The sequence below is a fragment of the Microcoleus sp. Pol7_A1 genome, from assembly GCF_036701085.1.
Taxonomy (GTDB): Bacteria; Cyanobacteriota; Cyanobacteriia; order Cyanobacteriales; family Microcoleaceae; genus Microcoleus; species Microcoleus asticus.
Genome location: NZ_JAUBQD010000003.1, coordinates 61,528 through 81,853, shown reverse-complemented (window position 1 = coordinate 81,853; position 20,326 = coordinate 61,528). Strand labels below are relative to the sequence as shown.

The 20,326-nt window shown below is 46.5% G+C and carries 17 protein-coding genes; 9 read left to right on the top strand and 8 right to left on the bottom strand.

The window, feature by feature from the left end; translation table 11 throughout:
* Positions 1–260: 260 nt before the first annotated feature.
* Together QUA20_RS03210 and QUA20_RS03205 are read right to left on the bottom strand one after the other, a co-directional pair.
* Positions 261–1,160 carry a pentapeptide repeat-containing protein gene (locus QUA20_RS03210; protein ID WP_333185344.1) on the bottom strand — a complete coding sequence of 300 codons (900 nt, stop codon included), beginning with the start codon at positions 1,158–1,160 and terminating at the stop codon, positions 261–263.
* A 252-nt stretch (positions 1,161–1,412) separates the two neighbouring features.
* Positions 1,413–3,893, bottom strand: a complete 2,481-nt coding sequence (locus tag QUA20_RS03205) for a VIT domain-containing protein (protein WP_333185342.1) — start codon at positions 3,891–3,893, stop codon at positions 1,413–1,415.
* A gap of 347 nt (positions 3,894–4,240) precedes the next feature.
* On the opposite strand from QUA20_RS03205, the gene QUA20_RS03200 reads away from it, so the two are divergent.
* From QUA20_RS03200 to QUA20_RS03190, 3 genes are all read left to right on the top strand, one after another.
* Positions 4,241–5,233 carry an Rpn family recombination-promoting nuclease/putative transposase gene (locus tag QUA20_RS03200; protein WP_333185340.1) on the top strand — a complete coding sequence of 331 codons (993 nt, stop codon included), beginning with the start codon at positions 4,241–4,243 and terminating at the stop codon, positions 5,231–5,233.
* Positions 5,234–5,338: 105 nt separating this feature from the next.
* On the top strand, positions 5,339–6,997 hold the full coding sequence (locus QUA20_RS03195; protein ID WP_333185338.1) for a CTP synthase: 1,659 nt from the start codon (positions 5,339–5,341) through the stop codon (positions 6,995–6,997).
* 469 nt (positions 6,998–7,466) lie between these two features.
* On the top strand, positions 7,467–7,889 hold the full coding sequence (locus QUA20_RS03190; RefSeq protein ID WP_333185336.1) for a hypothetical protein: 423 nt from the start codon (positions 7,467–7,469) through the stop codon (positions 7,887–7,889).
* 162 nt (positions 7,890–8,051) lie between these two features.
* Here QUA20_RS03190 and QUA20_RS03185 read toward each other — a convergent pair whose 3' ends face one another.
* The 4 genes from QUA20_RS03185 to QUA20_RS03170 all read right to left on the bottom strand — a co-directional run bounded on the left by QUA20_RS03185 (position 8,052) and on the right by QUA20_RS03170 (position 11,496).
* On the bottom strand, positions 8,052–8,939 hold the full coding sequence (locus QUA20_RS03185; RefSeq protein ID WP_333185335.1) for an ROK family protein: 888 nt from the start codon (positions 8,937–8,939) through the stop codon (positions 8,052–8,054).
* A 224-nt stretch (positions 8,940–9,163) separates the two neighbouring features.
* On the bottom strand, positions 9,164–9,871 hold the full coding sequence (locus QUA20_RS03180) for a tetratricopeptide repeat protein (RefSeq protein WP_333185333.1): 708 nt from the start codon (positions 9,869–9,871) through the stop codon (positions 9,164–9,166).
* 151 nt (positions 9,872–10,022) lie between these two features.
* Entirely contained in the window at positions 10,023–11,246 is a 1,224-nt protein-coding gene (locus QUA20_RS03175; protein ID WP_333185331.1) for a murein transglycosylase A, read from the bottom strand.
* A complete protein-coding gene (locus tag QUA20_RS03170; RefSeq protein ID WP_172192361.1) occupies positions 11,239–11,496 on the bottom strand; it encodes a hypothetical protein in 258 nt (85 codons plus the stop codon). Before QUA20_RS03170 ends, QUA20_RS03175 begins: the two co-directional genes overlap by 8 nt.
* 452 nt (positions 11,497–11,948) lie before the next feature.
* On the opposite strand from QUA20_RS03170, the gene QUA20_RS03165 reads away from it, so the two are divergent.
* From QUA20_RS03165 to carB, 3 genes are all read left to right on the top strand, one after another.
* Positions 11,949–12,155, top strand: coding sequence for a hypothetical protein (locus QUA20_RS03165; protein WP_333185329.1), 207 nt, complete (start codon positions 11,949–11,951; stop codon positions 12,153–12,155).
* Positions 12,156–12,215: 60 nt separating this feature from the next.
* Positions 12,216–12,455 carry a hypothetical protein gene (locus QUA20_RS03160; protein WP_333185327.1) on the top strand — a complete coding sequence of 80 codons (240 nt, stop codon included), beginning with the start codon at positions 12,216–12,218 and terminating at the stop codon, positions 12,453–12,455.
* A gap of 513 nt (positions 12,456–12,968) precedes the next feature.
* On the top strand, positions 12,969–16,280 hold the full coding sequence (carB, locus tag QUA20_RS03155; protein ID WP_333185635.1) for a carbamoyl-phosphate synthase large subunit: 3,312 nt from the start codon (positions 12,969–12,971) through the stop codon (positions 16,278–16,280).
* Between the two features lie 100 nt (positions 16,281–16,380).
* Here carB and QUA20_RS03150 read toward each other — a convergent pair whose 3' ends face one another.
* On the bottom strand, positions 16,381–16,635 hold the full coding sequence (locus QUA20_RS03150; protein WP_333185325.1) for a DUF6737 family protein: 255 nt from the start codon (positions 16,633–16,635) through the stop codon (positions 16,381–16,383).
* 52 nt (positions 16,636–16,687) lie between these two features.
* Entirely contained in the window at positions 16,688–17,290 is a 603-nt protein-coding gene (locus tag QUA20_RS03145; protein ID WP_333185324.1) for a Uma2 family endonuclease, read from the bottom strand.
* Between the two features lie 243 nt (positions 17,291–17,533).
* Here QUA20_RS03145 and QUA20_RS03140 point away from each other — a divergent pair, with 243 nt between their 5' ends.
* From QUA20_RS03140 to QUA20_RS03130, 3 genes are all read left to right on the top strand, one after another.
* The gene (locus tag QUA20_RS03140) at positions 17,534–18,196 is read left to right on the top strand and encodes a vWA domain-containing protein (RefSeq protein WP_172192353.1); all 663 of its coding nucleotides are present in this window, start codon (positions 17,534–17,536) and stop codon (positions 18,194–18,196) included.
* A 197-nt stretch (positions 18,197–18,393) separates the two neighbouring features.
* Positions 18,394–19,179 carry a PP2C family serine/threonine-protein phosphatase gene (locus QUA20_RS03135; RefSeq protein WP_333185322.1) on the top strand — a complete coding sequence of 262 codons (786 nt, stop codon included), beginning with the start codon at positions 18,394–18,396 and terminating at the stop codon, positions 19,177–19,179.
* A gap of 191 nt (positions 19,180–19,370) precedes the next feature.
* Positions 19,371–20,063: a hypothetical protein gene (locus tag QUA20_RS03130; protein WP_333185320.1), complete on the top strand. Its 693-nt coding sequence runs from the start codon at positions 19,371–19,373 to the stop codon at positions 20,061–20,063.
* The last annotated feature ends 263 nt before the right edge of the window (positions 20,064–20,326 follow it).

Genomic DNA, 20,326 nt, shown 5'->3' with positions numbered 1-20,326 from the left:
GGAGAGGGCAAGGCCGTCTCGGGCGCGGATATCTGCCACTTTTAATAATTCTAGTTTGCGATCGCGCGGTTGACCGTCACCTTGGTTTTTTAATCCAAATACACGCCGTTAAAAGCCTCAATAAAAGTTAAAAAACCCGGTTTCTTTATGGGCGAGTGCGATCGCGAACTAAATTCGTATAAAATTGAGGATTGTCAGAAGACTTTTTAAAATTGATATTAGTTTTTAGTTGTCATTGGTTGATAACCAACAATTACCAATTACCCATTTGAAATCTCATTAACTTCCCAAGAATTGACTTGGCCCGCCCCAGCTAAGGAAAAGTAGCGCCTAGTAGATTCCGGCAAAATAGCTCCCGCCAATAAAGCATTATCTAAATTAGCTCCTATTAACGTCGCCTCACTCAAATCTGCAGCCATCAAATCAGCTTGACACAGCTTCGCCCAATTCAGATTTGCCTCTCTCAAACAACTTCCCCTCAACTTAGCCCCGGTTAAGTTTGCACCCGCCAACTTTACCCCCCGCAACTGAGACGCGCTGAAATTCGCCCCCGCCAAATTCGAGCCTTCCAAATTAGCTCCCATTAGTTTAGCTTCGCTCACGTTGACGCCGCTCAAATCTGCACCGCAGAGATTCACCCCTGTCAATTGCGCTCGCCGCAGACTGACTCCGGTTAATTGAGCTCCAAAAAGTTTTGCACTGTTGAGCCTTGCACCGTAAAGGTTTGCCCATTTAAAATTAGCTCCTGTCAGATTAGCGCCCAGCAAGTTAACTAATTGCAAGTCGGCGCTGCACAAATTCGCATTCCACAACGCAGCACCGCGCAGGTTTGCGCCCGTTAAAGTTGCGCCGCTTAATTTTACCCTCGGCAATTTTGCTTTTACCAAAAAAGCCCCGCTCAAATTCGCTTTTGTCAAATCTGCGCCTGAGAGTTTGGTTTCGCCCATTTTGGCAAAACTCAGATTTGTTCTTTGCATCTGTGCGCCTTTGAGTGTTGCTTTGGTGAGAAACGCCCTGCTGAGGTTGGCCCCGGAAAGATTAGCTCGCGAAAGGTTGACTCCGATTAAGATTGATCCGCTGAGGTTGGCCCCGCTGAGGTCGGCTCCAGCAAAGTCTCTTTGTCCTTTTTCGTAATTGTTGAGTAGTTCGCTAACTTCCATAGGGCGTGATACCTTCTATGATTGGGGGGTTTCGAGCGAGAAATCTCTAATCTTAAGGCTGTTTCAGAAATTAGACTGTTTCAGAAATTAGACTGTTTCAGCGTTTGCCTCACACTGTTAAATTCTGTTAACATTAGTTTCTGTTTTAAGGCGCTCTCTTAATAAAGATTTTATATCTTTCTCGTGGTAGCGATCCCCCTTTCGGTATTTTTGAATTAAAAGTTAATGTTTCTTGACATAGATAGTCATTCCTTAACGATCGACCGTAATTCGCAACTTCAAACGCAGCTTGCCCTTTAATCCTGCGGGAGGTTGCCAGGAACTCAAGGCCCTCTTGAGAGTCTCTACGGCGTCTGTTGCTTGCAGCGTCGAGGTTTGAGTATGTATCCCCACTCGGGCAACGCGGCCGTCTTGTACCGATAACTCCCACACCGTTTCACCGCTAACCCCCGCCGGGAGATTAACAGATTGCAGGTATTGAGTCAAAGCGGCGATCGCCCCGGCATCCAACCCTTCGGCGCTAACTACTTCCCAGCGAGAAGCCTTTGGCTCCGAGGGTTGCAACTCACCGTTACCTCGCTGCCGCGGCGGCGGTGGCATAACAGGAGCTGGCATCACCGGCGCCTGGGCGCGAGTCGGAGTAGCGTTCCTAATGCCGCCCCTAGTTGACTCTGCCCCTCCCGAGTCGAAAATACCTTCATAGCTGACACCCTGTGGCAATTCCACAGGTACTTGCACGCGACGACGAGTTCCATCTGGTTCGACTCGCACTTCTTCGCTCACAGCCACAAAAGCCGTGTATTCCGACAGCAAGCGATAAGTCAGAGCAGTATTAGTTACAGCTTCTACCAGAGATTTAGTCTCGGCACCAAACATTTGATTCATTAAATCTTTAATGCGCGATCGACCCCAAAGTTGAGCTACCGCCGGATTGCCAAAATCCGTAGCGGTTGCTGCGACTGAAGTAGACTCTCGCTGCCGTCCGCCGGATTGAGCAAAATTGACAGGTAAAATCTGCTCGTAAGCTTTGCCGCCCGCAAGAGTGCCGCGGATGCGAAGTTGACCGTTAGATCGATCGGTCTTTTTCCCAAACAAAACTAGCGGCTGACTCGCAAACAAGTCTGGAGGTGCGATCGGATAAATTTCCGGTTTTTCCCCCACTCCTTCCCAACTAATTTGAATATTAGTCAATACCGGACTATTAATGTGACGAAAAAACTTTTCTGTCGCTTCTGCCGACGGTTCATCTTGACGAATTACTTGAGACGTGCCTCTTCCCACTTCCGCCAAACGGTTGAGCAAAAACCGATTCACCGAACTGCCAACACCAAAACTATAAAGTCTATTTCCCGGTTTCAGACTCCGCTGAACCTGAGCCAGCACTTCATTTTCATTACCAATGTAACCGTCAGTAATTAGTACAATACTCCGCAGCCTTCCCGTTGCCGCACCCGGAAAATTCATCACTGCTTGAATGCCGTTAAGCAGTTCAGTGCCACCGTTAGCCTGCAACTTGTCGATATAATTAATGGCGCTTTGTCGGTTGGCAGCCGTATTTGCTAAAGGAGTTGTTGAAAGTGCTTTCGCCGTGTTGGCAAAATCAATAATAGTAAAAGTATCGTTAGGATTCAGCCCTTGAATGAAGCGGCGCATCAACTCCTTAGATTTTGCCAGCGGTTCGCCCTGCTGAGAACCGGAAGTATCCATCAGAAACACGACATCTTTAGGTACAATTTCATTAGTTTTGTAGTTTAATGCCGGAATCAAATAAGTAGCAAAATGACCGCCCCGCTTGTCGGATTGAGTCAAAATAGTTGCCCGAGTATTTTCGCCCGCCACTCGATAGCGCAAAATTAAATCTTTATTGGGAATTGTGTCAGAATTGGCTAATTGGACTTGCACAATATTGCCGCTGCGGTCAGTTGTAATTTGATGGGAAGTAGATCGGACATCGCCGATCGCCACTCCGGCATCTATTTCTACCGAAACAGCGATATTGTGACCCGATCGCGTTCCCGGAGGCAAGACAGGCGGGTTAATGCGATCGGCATCGGTCGAATTTCCCGAAATATAGCGCGGCCCAACCACCATTGGAAACACAAATTCGTAATCGCCGCCGGCAAACTTGAGACTTTCGGTGTAGCGAATCGTAACTTCAATTTTTTCTCCGGGTTTGATGTTCGCCAGAGACTGAGTAAAAATATTGTCGCGTTCTTGTTCCAACAAACCCGCAGTCCGACCTTGCTGTCTGGCTTGTTCGTAAATTGCCAAAGCTTCCTCGCGGAGTTTGATATCAGCTTTAATAGTGCGATCGCCTATTTTAATTTCCATATCGTCCACCGCCGCTTCGTCGGGCAAAGGAAATACATAAACAGCTTCTAAAGATTCGGGAAAAGGATTTTCAAACTTCTGAACAACTTCGACGCGGGAGATATTGCCAGCAATTTTGGCTTTAACTTCAGTCTGCTTGAGAGGAAAGACTTGTTCTCTGGCCGTATTTTGAGTTGTGACGAACAAACCGCCGACTGGACACCGATTTTGTGGCGATCGCGCCCCATTGCACTTAACATCGTTACTAGCGAGGATTTTCGGCGACAGAGACAAATAATTTTCCCCAGGAGCTTTTGCCCGCGCCGCATTTGGAGCGAGCCACGCGCCACACTCGATCGCAGCGAGCAATGCGATACCAGCAGAAAGCAACCGTTGGGAGGATAGAACGCAGACAAACTTCATAGCTGTTTTTTTGGCAGACTTGAGGTGCTTTTTTTACCATGACCTTACGATTCGCGAAACGTTCCTGAGTTAGCTTTTTGGGAAAAATGGCTGAGGGGGGTAGGGTCGAGTTGAGATTTTAGATTTTAGATTTGAGATTTTAGATTGACTCCAGAGGGGCGGACTGGGGGCTGGCACTTTTGTCTAAGCCATGATTGCTCTGGGCGACTGCTGTCGGCTTGCATCCGTATTGGGGTGATGTCGGTTGGGGCGATCGTCCGCGAAGCCAAACTACAAAATTGTATGATAGTTAAATAATTAAATAACTCTAACCTCAACCTCTCAACCTCTAATAAATTGAAAAAGCCATGAATTTTATTAACCCCAAAACCGACTTTGCCTTTAAAAAAATCTTCGGATCTGCTGACAGTAAGGACATTTTGATTAGTTTCTTGAATGCCATCCTCTACGAAGCGCAGCCAGTCATCGAAGATTTAGAAATTATTGACCCTTATTTAGCTCCCAAAATCAAAGGAGTCAAAGATACTTATTTGGATGTAAAAGCTAAAATTAGTGGCAGCAAAACTGTGATCATTGAAATGCAGGTGTTGAATGTAGAATCATTTGAAAAGCGAATTTTATACAATGCTACCAAAGCTTACTCAGTGCAATTGAAAAGCGGAGAAAACTACAACCTGTTAAATCCCGTGATTGCCTTGACGATTACAGATTTCCAAATGTTTGAGCATCTGGAAACAGTAATTTCGCGGTTTTGTATCAAAGAGAAAAACAACTTGGTCGATTATTTGGCGGATGAATTAGAATTTGTATTTGTTGAGTTGCCCAAATTTGACAAGACTTTAGCAGAATTAGAAACTCTGACTGATAAGTGGATATATTTCATGAAAACAGCTCGGACGTTAAGGTCTGTGCCGGAAGAGTTGGGAAATGTACCCGAACTCCGCAAAGCTTTTACAATTGCCAATGAAGCAAATCTCGATCCTGATGAATTGGAGGATTTAGAAAGGCGAGAAATTTTTATTCAAGACCAGCGCGGGGCAATTACCAAAGCTACCAGAATCGGGATAGAACAAGGAATAAGACAAGGCATCGAACAAGGCATCGAACAAGGCATCGAACAAGGCATCGAACAAGGCATCGAACAAGGCATCAAACAAGGAAATGTGACATTAATTGTTCGTCAGTTGGAGCGCAGTGTCGGCCTGCTGTCGCCGGAGATCAAAACCCGCATCGCTCAGTTATCCGCTCAGCAATTAGAGAATCTAGGAGAGGCACTATTAGACTTTGCCAGTGTGTCAGATTTGACAACTTGGTTGCAAGCACATAACAATCGTCAATGATGGGTCAAATGGGTGTAGGGGCAATCCCCCGTGGTTGCCCTTATGGATTACCTATGTCACATTTGAGTCTGACCTGGCATTAAAACATCTAAAGTCGAAAATCCTATGAGCAAATTTGTGTTTGTGACCGGCGGCGTGGTTTCCAGTATCGGCAAGGGAATTGTCGCTGCTTCCTTGGGCCGCCTATTGAAGTCGCGGGACTATTCTGTCTCTATTTTGAAGCTAGACCCTTATATTAACGTTGACCCCGGCACTCTCAGCCCGTTTCAGCACGGAGAAGTCTTTGTGACTGAAGACGGTGCGGAAACAGACCTGGATTTGGGGCATTACGAGCGTTTTACCGATACTTCCATGTCTCGCCTCAACAGCGTCACCACGGGTTCCATTTATCAAGCGGTGATCAACAAAGAACGCCGCGGCGAGTACCAGGGGAGTACGGTGCAGGTGATTCCGCACATCACTAACGAGATTAAAGAGCGAATTCACCGAGTAGCAAAAAATACTAATCCCGATGTGGTGATTACGGAAATCGGCGGAACGGTGGGAGATATTGAATCTTTACCGTTTTTGGAGGCAATTCGTCAGTTTCGCAAGGATGTGGGGCGGCAAAATGTTGTGTATATGCACGTCACGCTGATACCTTGGATTCCTTCGGCTGGGGAGATGAAAACTAAACCGACTCAGCACTCGGTGAAGGAATTGCGGTCGATCGGCATTCAACCAGATATTTTAGTCTGTCGGTGCGATCGCCCGCTGTCTTTGGGCATGAAACAGAAATTGTCAGAATTCTGTAACGTGCCCGAAGAATGTGTCATCACCGCTCAAGATGCCAAAAGTATCTACGAAGTGCCGCTGATGATGGAACAGGAAGGTTTAGCGGAACAAAGCATCAATTTGCTGCAACTCGAACCGCGGCAACCCCATTTGACTCAGTGGCAAACCTTAGTCAAGCGGCTTTACAGTCCCAACCACAAGATTGATATTGCTTTGGTGGGCAAATACGTGCGGTTGAACGATGCTTATCTTTCGGTGGTGGAAGCTTTGCGGCACGCAGCAATCTCGATCGGCTGCGACCTGAATTTGCATTGGATTAACTCAGAAGATTTAGAATCGGGAAACCTCGAAAATTATCTCAAAGATATCAACGGCATTCTTGTACCCGGAGGTTTTGGGATTCGGGGAGTAGACGGCAAAATAGCGGCGATCGAATATGCCAAACACCATAAAATACCTTTTTTGGGATTGTGTTTGGGGATGCAGTGTGCTGTGATTGAATGGGCCCGCAACATCGCCCAACTACAGGATGCCAACAGCGCTGAATTTGACCCAGATACCGCAAATCCGGTAATTAATTTATTGCCAGAACAGCTCGATGTAGTCGATTTGGGCGGTACAATGCGGCTGGGTTTGTATCCGTGCCGTGTCAACCCAGACACCCTCGCTTTCAAACTTTATCAGAAAGAAGTGATTTACGAGCGGCACCGCCACCGGTACGAATTTAACAACGCCTACCGCAATCTTTTCTTAGAATCAGGTTATGCAGTCTCCGGGACATCTCCCGACGGCCGATTGGTAGAAATGATCGAATTGCCCAACCATCCCTTTTTCATAGCCTGTCAATTTCACCCCGAATTCCAATCTCGACCTAGCGCCCCCCACCCCTTGTTTCAGGGGTTTATCGAGGCAGCAAGCCTCCAGGGAAAGCAGGATTTATTAGAAGTTGAGGGGCGCGACTTGGTGGCCGGGAAACTTGCAGGAAACTGATCTGATATCATGTCCGATCGATTAGTTCTGATATATTAGATGTCTGTAGGGGCAGGTGAGAGTACACAACATTCAAATCAGGCAGACTATCGATCGTACTCTCACCCGCCCAACCCAACAATCGGATTGGATTCGGGTCGCACTTACCGGACTAGATATCGGGCAGCATTCTCAAGCAGTGAAAAACCTCATCCCCCAGCCCTAGCATAGGGGTTGGGGGGGCTAGTACCCGAAGGGAGAAGGCAAAAGGCATTGAGCAGAAGGTAAAAATGCTGATATTTTTAGTTAACTTTTTAGCTTTGATTTTAAGGGTGATACCAGTTTCACAAAAAAATGCAACTTTAGGCAAGTTCCAAACCCCGATAGTCATCAGTCATGCCCCATCTAAAATCTAAAATCTAAAATCTAAAATGGTATGAGTTGTCAAACTATCCTAAAATACCAGGACACACAGGTTTGAGGAGGCTTTGTGGCTTATTGGAGCAAAATTACTTATGAGAAAAGTACATACATAATTGACCTTGACACTATTAGTGCTTTTTCTAGCGAACTGGATAACAAGCGTCTCACCTTTTGGCTGCCTAATAGCAGTCAGCCGATTATCCTCAATCCCCAAGGCAATTATGAGGCTTACAAGCAAGTTCTCGATTACCTCAAAAAAACTATTGACCGCAATTCTAGAGGCTCGTGGATTAAAATTAATTATGACCGCAAAGAATTTGCGATCGATATGAGTCGAATAAGCTCTTTTGCTTGCGAGCAGAACGGTCGGCTAAGCTTTAGCCTGCCTGACAGCGCAACTAATATTGTTATCCTCCGCCAAAGCAACCCGGAAGCTTATCAAGAAATTCAGGACTACATTAAAAATACGACTGGACAATCTCTGCCATGAAGAAGTCATTAGTCCTTAGTTATAAGCATGAACAATGAAGGAGACTATGTTTAGTAACTCCTCACATTCATTTTATTTTATTTGACCTAAAATGCTTAGGTTGCACCCTAAGATTAGATATTAAAAAAGCGCAGTAAAATGCGCTGCTTTTTTTTATTTTAACTATTGAACAAGCTGCCAAGCTAATTTGGCTGCCCCTACCATACCTGCTTGATTGCCCAATTCAGCAACCAATAACTGCAAATCTTCGCGAGAACTCGGCAGTACACGTTGCTGAATTTCTGCTTGAACTTGCGGTAAGAAAAATTCTGCACCAGCACTAATTCCGCCGCCGATAATAATAGCTTCCGGCGTTAAAATATAAATTATACTTGCCAAACCTATACCCAGATAGCGCCCGTAATTTTGCCAATATTCTAAAGCTTTGGCATCTCCAGACTTAGCTAAATTTGCTAATTCTACAGGTTCCCAACCTGTTTCCCGGCGAATTGCCTGCACCGAAACATACTGTTCTAAAGAACCGCGATTGCCGCTGTTGCACTCCGGGCCGTCGGGATTTATAGTAATCAATCCTAGTTCTCCGGCCGCGCCTTGATAGCCTGCAAATAGTTTGCCGTCTAGGATAACTGCACCGCCGACTCCTGTACCTAAAGTTAGTAAGATTAGGTTTTTAAAGTGCTTTCCTGCACCCAACCAAGCTTCTCCCAATCCGGCACAGTTGGCATCATTTGCTAATATAGTCGGCAGTCCGGTTTTAGCTTCCAACCAGTCAGCGAGGGGGACATTGTGCCAGTTTTTGAGGTTAATTGCGACTCTGGCTATGCGGCCTGCGGCGTCTGCGGGGCCAGGAGTGCCGATGCCGATCGCACTTACAGCATTTTCGACCGGATTCAGTTGTAAAATAGCATCCGTCATCGTGCCTAAAACGGCTTCTGGTGTTGCGGGTTGAGGGGTTGGGACTGTTAAGGATTGGTGACAAATGCCGTCTTCGCTGAACCTGCCGAGTTTAATTGCGGTTCCGCCTAAGTCAATGCCGATTACTTGTGTCATTCGATTTGGGTTTTGGATGCAAGAATTTGGGATTAATCCTAATAGTATAAACCTATTGTAGGGTGCGGATTGTACACCTTATCAATTAAGCTTGTAGTGAGGATTTAAATCCTGGAAGTCCTATTTTAGTGTATAATAATTAGCGACGGAAACTGCGCTTAATTCTTAATAGTATCATCTCGATCGCAATACTTAGCAAAAATTATGGATACCAGCGAGTTGGTCTATTTAATTTCGCCTAACTTACGTTGCGCTACCTCTCGGTTGTGCAAAGCATCGTGATAGTCTGGTTTGAGAGCAATTGCCTGGTTATAAGATGCGATCGCCTCTTCAAATCTTCCTAAATTATACTGCTCATTCCCTCGATCGCACCACGCCTCAGCATCTGCATTAACTTCCGATGCTTCCTCCGCAGCCTCAGCGCCTGTGCGGTTCACTTCCCCAGAAAAACCCAAACCATCCCCAACAAAAACCGCCTCAATAACCCTCCCCTTTGTATCCTCCTCTTCAACCTCCGGCAGCGGAAACCGTGTCAATATCTCCCGCCCAATTTGCCTCGCAACCTCTGACAATTCCCCGCTGCCAATTCTACCTAACAATACCAGCCGCTGCGCCAATTCCTGAAGCGATGCCACGGCATCCGTAGCAGCGGTGTCATCATGTTCGCCCTCTAACAATCTTTGCCCAAACCGTCGCAACCAAGCAGCCAATTCACCATCTTTAAGGCGTTTTGCGATTAAGAATCCCGCTACATCCCCTCGACTCCAGCCGGCATTCACCCCTTCGAGAATTTCCATGAATTTTGACTCGTATTCCGCGTCAGTTAGGGTGGGGCGGATGGCGGTATTTCCCGGCGGTGGGGTGGGTGGGGTTGGGTATCCGAATATTCGCTGAAATAGTCGCTTGAAGAATTGCAGAATTTTGTTTAGCATTTGTGGGGTTTGGAGGGGGGATATTTTCTATTTTATAGCAATTATCAAAAGTAGGATTACATATAGATTGTCCGCGATATCTGTAGGGACACGGCAGTGCCGTGTCCGGGATTGCGACGCACAGCGAACAATCACATGAAGTAGAATTAATCTACTTTAAAAGCGGATAATACAGTTCTCCTGTTGAGTTGATATAACCTGCCCTATCGCCCGCTAAATTCCCCGTTCCCATAAATACGTCAACTCTCCCCGCACCTTTGATTGCACCGCCAGTATCCTGATCCAAAACGTAGCGATTCACGGCATTTTGTTCGAGTTGTCCCGCCGCATTCGGATAGGGAAGTTTCGTAGTAATTAATGCTAGTGCGCCGGGCGGCATTAAGGCTTTATCGGTGGCGATCGACCTTTCGGCAGTTACTGGCACTCCAATGCTGCCTGTAGCTGGAACTCCGTTAGTATCCCGGAAGAATACAAAACTTTCATTTTTAGGCAAATACTTGTTCATATCTGCGGGAAAGTTGGTGAAATATTCCATTAGTTTCGGCAAATTTAACTGTTCTAAAGTAAACTTTCCGTCTTTAACTAATTCTCGTCCAACTCCTGTATAACTGTGACTGGTTTTGCCTGCAAAACCGACGGTCATGACGCTACCATCTGTTAGCTGCAATCTCGCAGAACCTTGGACGTGCACGAGAAATGCTTGGAATCGATCGCGCAACCAAACTAATTCTAATCCTCGCAGCAATCCTTTACTTGCCTGCAAAGCATCTTCGCCTTCTAATTGCAATCTTGTCGGGTGAGGTTTCGGCCAAGATGCCATGTTCGGCGGCATCCGGTACAGGGGATAACGGTATTCGGAATTCGGCGTGCGAGATGCTGCGTAAGTCGGCTCGAAATAACCTGTAAATGCTACTGTTCCTTTGCCGTCTTTGCCCGTGGATTTGTAAAATACAAACTCGCGCTTGACAGATTCCTGAAGTTGTGATGGCGTTGTGGAACTGACAACTAATTGGCGGAACCGATCGAGGGAACGGCGGACTCGATCGCGCGTAACTCCTGCTACTGGATAGCGGCTGTAAGCACTACCGGCGGCCGATGTATCGAGATAGCGGAGGCTGTTGTCGATCGACTTTAACAGCAATTCCCGATCGCCCGGTTTGCCATTTTCGCCCCAGATTTGAGAGTCAAAGGCGAGATCGTCCGACTCGCCAGCTTGCAATTGATTTAGACTAATTGGTTGCAGCGGCGCAACTGCAACGGCGGGCACCGAAAAAGCGATCGCCAAAACGCAACAGGCGATCGCTAATAGCTGATAGCGAAAAATCTTGTTCAATTTCCAATTTTCCCTACTCAATTGATGATTTTCCTTATTCATCGTATCTCTCGACGCTAGAAGTAAATATCGGTTCTACGCGAATTGCGAGAACGCTGGTAGGCCGAACTACCATGTATTCGCCTTGAATATTTTTGATCGGGACGTTAAGAAATTCTCTTGAATCTTGTTTCGGCACCAGGGTACTGCTGTACCATTTTTGAAAATCTTGCAGCGTTGCGAAACGCACTTCTTCGCGGTGGCCGCCCTCAAGCAGCAGGTGCACAGAATATTCGCTGGGTGTTCTAGGCATAGGAGATGGAGAGAGTTGTTGGAGGACAATCTTAAATCTTAAATCTTAAATCTAAAATTGATGTGGTTGCCCTCAAGCAGCAGGTGCAAGGAATATTCGCACTTGTGTTCTAGGCATATCTGTATTTTAGTTTTTTGATTTTAAGCTTTTGGAACGATTCCATATTTTACATCTTCCTCGGCGCATTCCCTCATCTAGTAGGTTGGGTTGAGGGAGAGGGGGAGAGTGGGAGAAGGGGAGAGTGGGAGAGGGGGAGACGGGAGAGGGGGAGAGACCGGAGAGACCGGAGAGGGGGAGAGACCGGAGAGACCGGAGAAGGGGAGAGACCGGAGAGACCGGAGAGTTGTTGCAGGAAAATCTCAATCTAAAATCTAAAATCTAAAATCTAAAATCGATAGAGTTATTGCAGGAAAACCCCAATCTAAAATCTAAAATCTAAAATCTAAAATCGATTGACGGCGGCCCCCATCTGCGGCTACGCTGTGAAATTAAGGCTGCTTTCCTCAAAGAGGAAGCAGCCCGCGTCGCTCAAAAATCTAGTTGCACTGCCCAAAGCTGCTACCAACAGCAATGGACAGCTAACCGCCAAACTGATTACGCCAGTCTGGAGGCTAATGGAGAATTTTAACACTCTCTGTCGCCGCCCTGCTCGGTGTTAACGTGCGGGGCGGCTGGGTTTTTGGGTTTTCCTAGAAAACCAAAAACCAGGAGACCATATTATGTCACAGGAATTCGTGCCTGACGATAACTTTTCCGCGCGTCCAAATGACGACTCAGCAGTATGCGAACAGGAAGTCGTGCGGATCGCGGTTGTCGGTTCCCGCGCAGCCGTGTTAGAAACCATCCACACCTTGTACCGACTGGGATTTGCCGCCGTCGGGGATTGGAGCCCGCCGCAGCGAGGTGCAAAGCCGGGACAAGTGATAAGCGTACTCATTCGCCGATCGCGCAAAGCCTAAAAATAGGCTGAAATACGTTAGGGACAAGGCATTGCCTTGTCCTCCATCGCCGCGTCTACATGGCTGGATATCTGATTGTCACATCCTTGGAGGGCGATGGCGTCCCGCCCCGCAAGCTACGGGAAATTTCATCATCCAACCCGGTTAATTCTACTCGTTCCCCACAGTCAGGACACGCCTTGGTCGAAGTCTCTACAATGATTAATCGTGCGGAATACAGGGATTGTGTATTTTAGAACACGATTTCACTGCAACACTTAAAATAGTCTTGATTTACCGATCGACTGCACCCTTTTCTCATGAATATTTCTGGTTGGCTGCGGGTGTCTGTCAGCCGGAGTTGCGAGGTTCTGCTTCCAAAATGCTGATAATGGTGCACAATTTCAAATTAACAACAAAACTTGCACTATTTTGAGTAAGCTTTTGGGGGAACAGCTCAGAAAGCCTGTTTCTAAGACTGATGCAAAATATCAAATTAATCCTCAACGTTGTCCAATTACCAATTACGAACCTATGCCCCGCCGTCAAGACTTAAAAAAAATTCTTCTGATTGGTTCCGGCCCCATTGTTATCGGTCAAGCGTGCGAATTTGACTATTCAGGGACACAAGCTTGCAAAGCTTTGCGAGAAGAAGGCTTTGAAGTAGTGTTGGTGAATTCCAACCCAGCAACGATTATGACCGATCCGGAAACTGCCGATCGCATTTACATCGAACCTCTAACGCCGGCCATCCTCGAACAAATCATCGCTAAAGAAAGACCTCAAGCAATTTTACCGACTATGGGCGGTCAAACGGCGCTAAATTTAGCAGTTGCCGTCGCTAAAAATGGCGTTTTAGAAAAATACAACGTCGAGTTGATTGGTGCTAAGTTGCCAGCAATTGAAATGGCAGAAGATCGGCTATTATTTAAGGAAGCGATGGCGCGAATTGGCGTCGCCGTTTGCCCTTCTGGAATTGCCAACACTCTCGACGAAGCCAAAGCAATTGGTCACCAAATCGGCAGTTATCCGTTAATTATTCGTCCTGCTTTTACAATGGGCGGCACGGGAGGCGGTATTTCTTACAATCAAGAAGAGTTTGAAGAAATGGCACAAGGCGGGATTGATGCCAGTCCAGTATCGCAAATTTTGATCGAACAATCTTTGATTGGTTGGAAAGAGTACGAACTGGAAGTAATGCGAGATTTGGCAGATAATGTGGTGATTATTTGTTCGATCGAGAATCTCGACCCGATGGGCGTTCACACCGGGGATTCTATCACCGTCGCCCCGGCGCAAACTCTTACAGACAAAGAATATCAGCGCCTGCGGGATGCTTCGGTGAAAATTATTCGCGAAATCGGAGTTGAAACCGGCGGTTCCAACATTCAATTTGCAGTCAATCCAGTCAACGGAGATTTCATCGTTATTGAAATGAACCCTCGGGTTTCCCGTTCCTCCGCCTTGGCCTCGAAAGCAACTGGTTTCCCTATTGCAAAAATGGCGGCAAAATTAGCGGTAGGTTACAGCCTAGACGAAATTTCCAACGATATCACCAAGAAAACTCCGGCGTCTTTTGAGCCGACAATTGACTACGTGGTGACCAAGATTCCCCGATTTGCCTTTGAGAAGTTCCCCGGTTCCGAACCCACTCTGACAACGCAAATGAAGTCAGTTGGAGAGGTAATGGCGATCGGGCGCAGCTTCAACGAATCTTTCCAAAAAGCCCTGCGGGGATTAGAAACTGGCCGCGCGGGTTTCGGCTGCGACAAACCGGAAAAGTTGCCGAGTTTGGAACAAATTCGCGCCGGATTGCGGACGCCAAATCCCGATCGCATTTTTACAGTCCGCCACGCGATGATGATGGGAATGTCGGTGGAAGATATCTTCGAGTTCACAGCAATCGACCCTTGGTTTTTGGATAAAATGCAGGAATTGCTGGAAACTGAGAAGTTCTTGAAACGGACGCAGTTGCATGAGTTGACAAAAGAGACAATGTTTGAAGTAAAGCAGTTGGGATTTAGCGATCGCCAAATTGCTTACGCTACCAAAACATCGGAAGATCAAGTCCGCGCTTACCGCAAACAGTTAGGCATAATTCCGATTTACAAAACAGTCGATACTTGTGCCGCTGAATTTGAAGCGTTTACACCGTATTATTATTCCACCTACGAAGCCGGAGCGGCAATTTGGGAATTGGGCGATGAAGAAAAGAAAGTTTCGCCTGTAGGCCACAGTCTCGCGCCGGAGTCGGAAGTTTTGCCTTCTACCAAACGAAAAGTGATGATTTTAGGCGGCGGGCCGAACCGGATCGGACAGGGAATTGAGTTTGATTACTGCTGCTGTCACGCCTCCTATTCTCTAGGAGAAGACGGCTTTGAGACAATTATGGTAAACTCGAACCCGGAGACGGTTTCGACGGATTATGATACGAGCGATCGCCTGTATTTTGAACCGCTAACAAAAGAAGATGTTCTAAACATCATAGAAGCCGAAAATCCAGAGGGAATAATTATTCAGTTTGGCGGCCAAACGCCGCTGAAATTAGCGGTTCCTTTACAAAAATCCCTGGAAAATCACCCCGACGTACAAACAAAAATCTGGGGAACTTCGCCGGATTCCATTGATACTGCTGAAGACAGGGAGAGATTTGAAAAGATTCTGCGGGAGTTGGATATTCAGCAAGCTGCTAACGGTTTGGCGCGCAGTTATGAGGATGCTTTGATAGTAGCTCAACGGATCGGTTATCCGGTAGTTGTGCGGCCGAGTTACGTGTTGGGCGGGCGAGCAATGGAAATTGTTTATTCCGATACGGAATTGGAACGTTACATGACCTATGCCGTGCTGGTAGAACCCGATCATCCGATTTTAATTGATAAGTTCTTGGAGAACGCGATCGAGGTGGATGTCGATGCGATCGCTGATGTTACTGGCAATGTGACGATCGGCGGTATTATGGAACACATCGAGGAAGCGGGAATCCACTCCGGCGACTCTGCTTGTTCTATCCCTTATCAAACGCTTTCGGACGCTGCTTTAGAAACAATCCGCCGCTGGACTGTAGAATTAGCAAAATCCCTGAAAGTAATCGGGTTGATGAACATTCAATTTGCCGTTCAAGGGGAACAAGTTTTCATTTTGGAAGCTAACCCGCGCGCTTCTCGAACAGTGCCTTTTGTCTCCAAGGCGATCGGAGTTCCCTTAGCAAAAATGGCGTCGCGCGTCATGTCTGGCAAAACTCTAGAAGCTTTGGGTTTTACTAAAGAGATTATACCCACTCATGTTTCGGTAAAAGAAGCAGTATTGCCCTTTGCTAAGTTCCCGGGAACTGATACCTTGTTAGGGCCAGAAATGCGATCGACCGGTGAAGTAATGGGAATTGACACCGATTTTGGCAAAGCATTTGCCAAAGCTCAACTCGGCGCGGGACAAATGATGCCGCTGTTTGGAACAGTGCTGGTTTCGATGCGCGATCGGGACAAACTAGCAGTTGTACCCGTTGTCAAGGAATTCTTAGAATTGGGTTTCAGAGTAGTCGCAACCCACGGGACACGCAAAGTTTTGCGAGAACAAGGTTTAGAGGTAGATTTGGAATTGAAACTGCACGAAGGGCGGCCGAATTTGTTGGATTCGATCAAGAATGAGAAAATTCAACTAATTATCACCACACCTTCGGGTGAAGAATCCCGGGCCGACGGCATATTTATCCGCCGCACAGCTTTGACTTACAAAATCCCGATTATTACAACAATAGCCGGTGCCAAAGCGACAGCAGCGGGAATTCGATCGCTCAAATCCCACCCGATGCAAGTAAAAGCAATTCAAGACTATTACCCGCAAACCTAGACTGCGAAACACTCAAAGGTAGGGCGTGCACCGCGCACCTTACCCTAAACATAGGGTGCGCGCCACCTTACCCTAAACATAGGGTGCGCGCCACCAAAACCTAATCTGCATCGGAATCTAAAACTCCGCTAGACAGCATCAACCTCGGCCATACTAACAAGAAAAAACCCATCCAGGCTAATAAAGGAATCGCGACTAAAACAGTTATCCAAACAGTTTTTAATAAAAACCAACTACCGCTAATTAGGCTAGTACCAGTTAAAAGAATCGACCAAGGCTGACACCACCAAGGTTTGTAACTCCAAGGACTAATAGCTTTTCGATCGGAAATTTTTTTATCAGAAATAGATTTCATGTTTTCAGTAATTTTTTATGGAGAATAGTCTGGCTAGCTGGATTAACCGAAGTTAAACATTCATCACCTCTTCTGCTGTCAGCGTTAATTCTGGAAAAGTCCGCGACACAATTCGTTCGCTGCCTTTAAACGCGCTTCTTTGATAGTTGCCCTCTGCATCCAAAAGGTGAACAAATACAGTTGGAACTTTGGGATTTCCCAGAAATTCCCTGCTGCCAATTGCTAAATAATCGACAATCCAATATTCTACAATTCCCAAACGCCGATACTCGTCCAATTTGTCTACATAATCGTCCTCCCAATTTGTTGATGTTACTTCCACTGCCAGTTGAATTGGTTCCCGTAACGCAGCATAAGCCGAACGGTTCGATCGCCACAAATCGCGATCGACTACGCTGACATCCGGTCTCCGCCCTTGTTCGATGCCGGCTTTACTTACAGTTCTGATAACGGTTGTAGTGTTGACTACATAATTCAAATTCAGTCGCCGGATTTCATCATTGAAGCCAAATAACATGAAATTAGCAACATCATCATGATTTCTTGTGGAATTCATCTCTACAATTTCTCCGTTTACCAGTTCATAACGTCCATCTTCTGGACATTCTACAAGGAATTGGTCAAAGGTTAATTTTTGCCTGACTGTTGCAATCATAAGATTTCTCCTTATTTTGCAGTAATACTATTAGTCTATATTACCACAGGCAAGAATGAATTTGTTTTTTGACCGCAGACATCCAATTCTAAAATCTCAAATCTACAATTAAAAATCTTAAATCGATTCAGGTAAATGGTAAAATGCGATCGCCCTAGCAATTTGCACTTAAATTTGTTACTGACTTGATACAGTAAAGTAACAAACCTAGAAATCGAGCCACTCCCAGGTCAACCCCGAACCATGAGACTAGACGAAGCCGTAGAATTTGCCGAAAACCCAGAGCCGCGCTGTCCCTGCGTCCTCCTGCTGGACACCTCCGGCTCCATGCAAGGCGCACCCATAGATGCCTTGAATGAGGGGCTGGAAATTTTTAGGAATGACCTCATTAAAGACGAACTAGCTAAAAAGCGAGTCGAAGTCGCGATTATTTCATTTGACAATCATATCAAAGTCGTGCAAGACTTCGTGACCGCCGACCAGTTCGAGACGCCATTGCTGACAGCTCAAGGACAAACCCACATGGGCGCAGGGATTCAGCTAGCATTAGATACCATTGCGGCCCGCAAATCCGAATACCGCAACAACGGCATTACCTACTACCGCCCGTGGGTATTTATGATTACCGACGGCGAACCTCAAGGTGAATCAGACGATGTTGTGGAAATAGCAGCACAGCGGATTAAAGAGGAAGAAACTAACAAGCGCGTGGCATTTTTTGCAGTCGGAGTGGAAGGTGCTAATATCGCCCGTCTCGGGCAAATTGTCGAGCGCACGCCTGTAAAATTGAGAGGATTAGACTTTAGAGAGATGTTCATCTGGCTATCGGCTAGTATGCAGAGAGTTTCTCACTCAAAAATTGATGAACAAGTAGCACTGCCGCCACCCGGATGGGGAACAGTTTAGTTATTAGTCATTAGTGATTAGTCATCAGTCATTAGTCATTAGTCATTAGTAAGAGTGCCGTAGGGACACGGGACTGCCGTGTCCCTACAAGGGCTAGTACCTACGAACCCAGAAAAGTGCTGTAATTAGGGATAAATAAACCCGTTCAGACTTTGCATAGTTGTGAATTTACGAAGTTTTGAGTTAAAGAGTAATTAATGCAGAATTCATCCTTTAATTGGCAAGTTGTAGCGGCATCGGTGATAGGTACGAGCCACGAAAAAAGATCGCAGCCTTGTCAAGATGCCCACTGCTGGCGTCTCTTGCCAAACGGTGTTTTAGCGGCAGCGGTTGCCGACGGCGCGGGTTCGGCAGCACTCGCAGAAGTTGGGGCCAAAATTGCTGTGGAAGCGGTTGTCGAAACGATTTGCCAGCAACAGGAAAGGCTGCCTCAAAATGACGGCGAATGGCAGGTATTCTTGACAGCATCACTGCAAGTTGCGCGGGCGCAGGTGGAAGCAGAAGCGGCTGCGCGGGAAGTGGCTGCGAGAGATTTAGCCTGCACTTTAATTGCGGTTGTTGCTACGCCAGAATTAATCGCAGTTGCTCAAATCGGCGACGGTGCGGCGGTAGCAGGTGACAGTGCAGGAAATGCGATCGCCCTGACTGTACCTCCCTGCGGCGAATACATCAACGAAACTATCTTTTTGATTTCGCCGAATGCGATCGAAACAGCGCAATTTCAGGTACTGCGGGAAAAACTGCGGCACTTGGCAGTTTTTTCCGACGGCTTGCAAATGCTAGCTCTCAAAATCCCGGAAGGCACGCCGCACAAGCCGTTTTTTGCGCCTTTGTTTCGGTTTTCTGGCGAGTGGAAAGAAGAAGAAGATGCGAAACAGCAATTAGAGTCATTTTTGCGATCGCCTCGCGTTTCCGAACGCACCGATGATGACTTAACATTATTGTTAGCAACTTTTTCGAGTTCGGAGGCACAGGACAATTAAAAATAGACATTTTGCCAAAGCCAACACCCATCTGCGTGAATTGGCGTCGATCTGCGGTTAAAAATTTCCGATTCTGAATTTTGCAACAAGTCTAATGCGTTCAACCTAATCAGCGGTGAAAATTTTGCGCGGTTCTATAATAAAATCGAGGTGTCAACAATTCTGCTTTAGTCTGTACAGTAGGTCGTCGTTTGCAAGCACAAGAGATTAAGGATAAGCTCAACTCCCTAATTAGCGAAGCAGATCCAATAGATCCGAGTTTGGCGAGAAGATTGGATGAAATCAATCGCTGGGTGAAAGATGTTAAACCCGGTTCGCTAACTGCTAAAAAATTTGTGATGGCTTTTTTGCTGCAGCTTATCCGAGATTCTCAGGTTTGGCTGGCAGTTCAATCTCTACCTTCAGGAATAGAACAGCAAGCCGCATTTGAGTTAATGACTCCGGGGGAAAGGTATTGGTACAGCTATCTATTTCCTAAATGGCTGAGCGAAAACGATCGCAAATTTTACATCTGGAAACAAAAACTGAAAGCCGGTAAATTCGATCCGGCTGACGATCTCGTCATTCGAGCGATCGCAGCCCGAATTGTCGATCGCCAAGGCACTGTTTTGTATCGATATGTTGCCGATCTTTCTATGGCAACCGATTCGATCGTTAGCAACCGCCAACAGCAGCCCCTCTGCATCCAAGTGACTACTCTTTCGGATGAGTTCTCTGAACAAAAATATCAAAATTGGCAACAAACTCTTCAAGGTTGGGGGATTGACAGAGGATTATTTTTAAGTTATGATAGAAACGATGAAAATTTCCTGAACCAGTTAGTTAACATAGCATTATATAATAGCGATAATTTGCCTGCAGGTCGTTACCTCAAGTTCCCGTAAATCAAGCAGATATCCTGCTGAGAATAGTTCGACTGCTCCCAACTCGGTGAATAAAGAAATTTTGACTAACTCACATATTGCACAATTCTCGACAATGCAACAAAGCTAGCCCCCAGCCCGCTTCTCGCAAAAGGGAAAACAGACCAAGATTATTCCTCCCCCTTTTCGAGTTCCGGGAGGGCTCTTCCAGACGGCGGCAACAGGTGTTTGATACGAAGGTTAAGCGACGGGAAGATTTACGGCACAAATCAATCTTGTAAAAT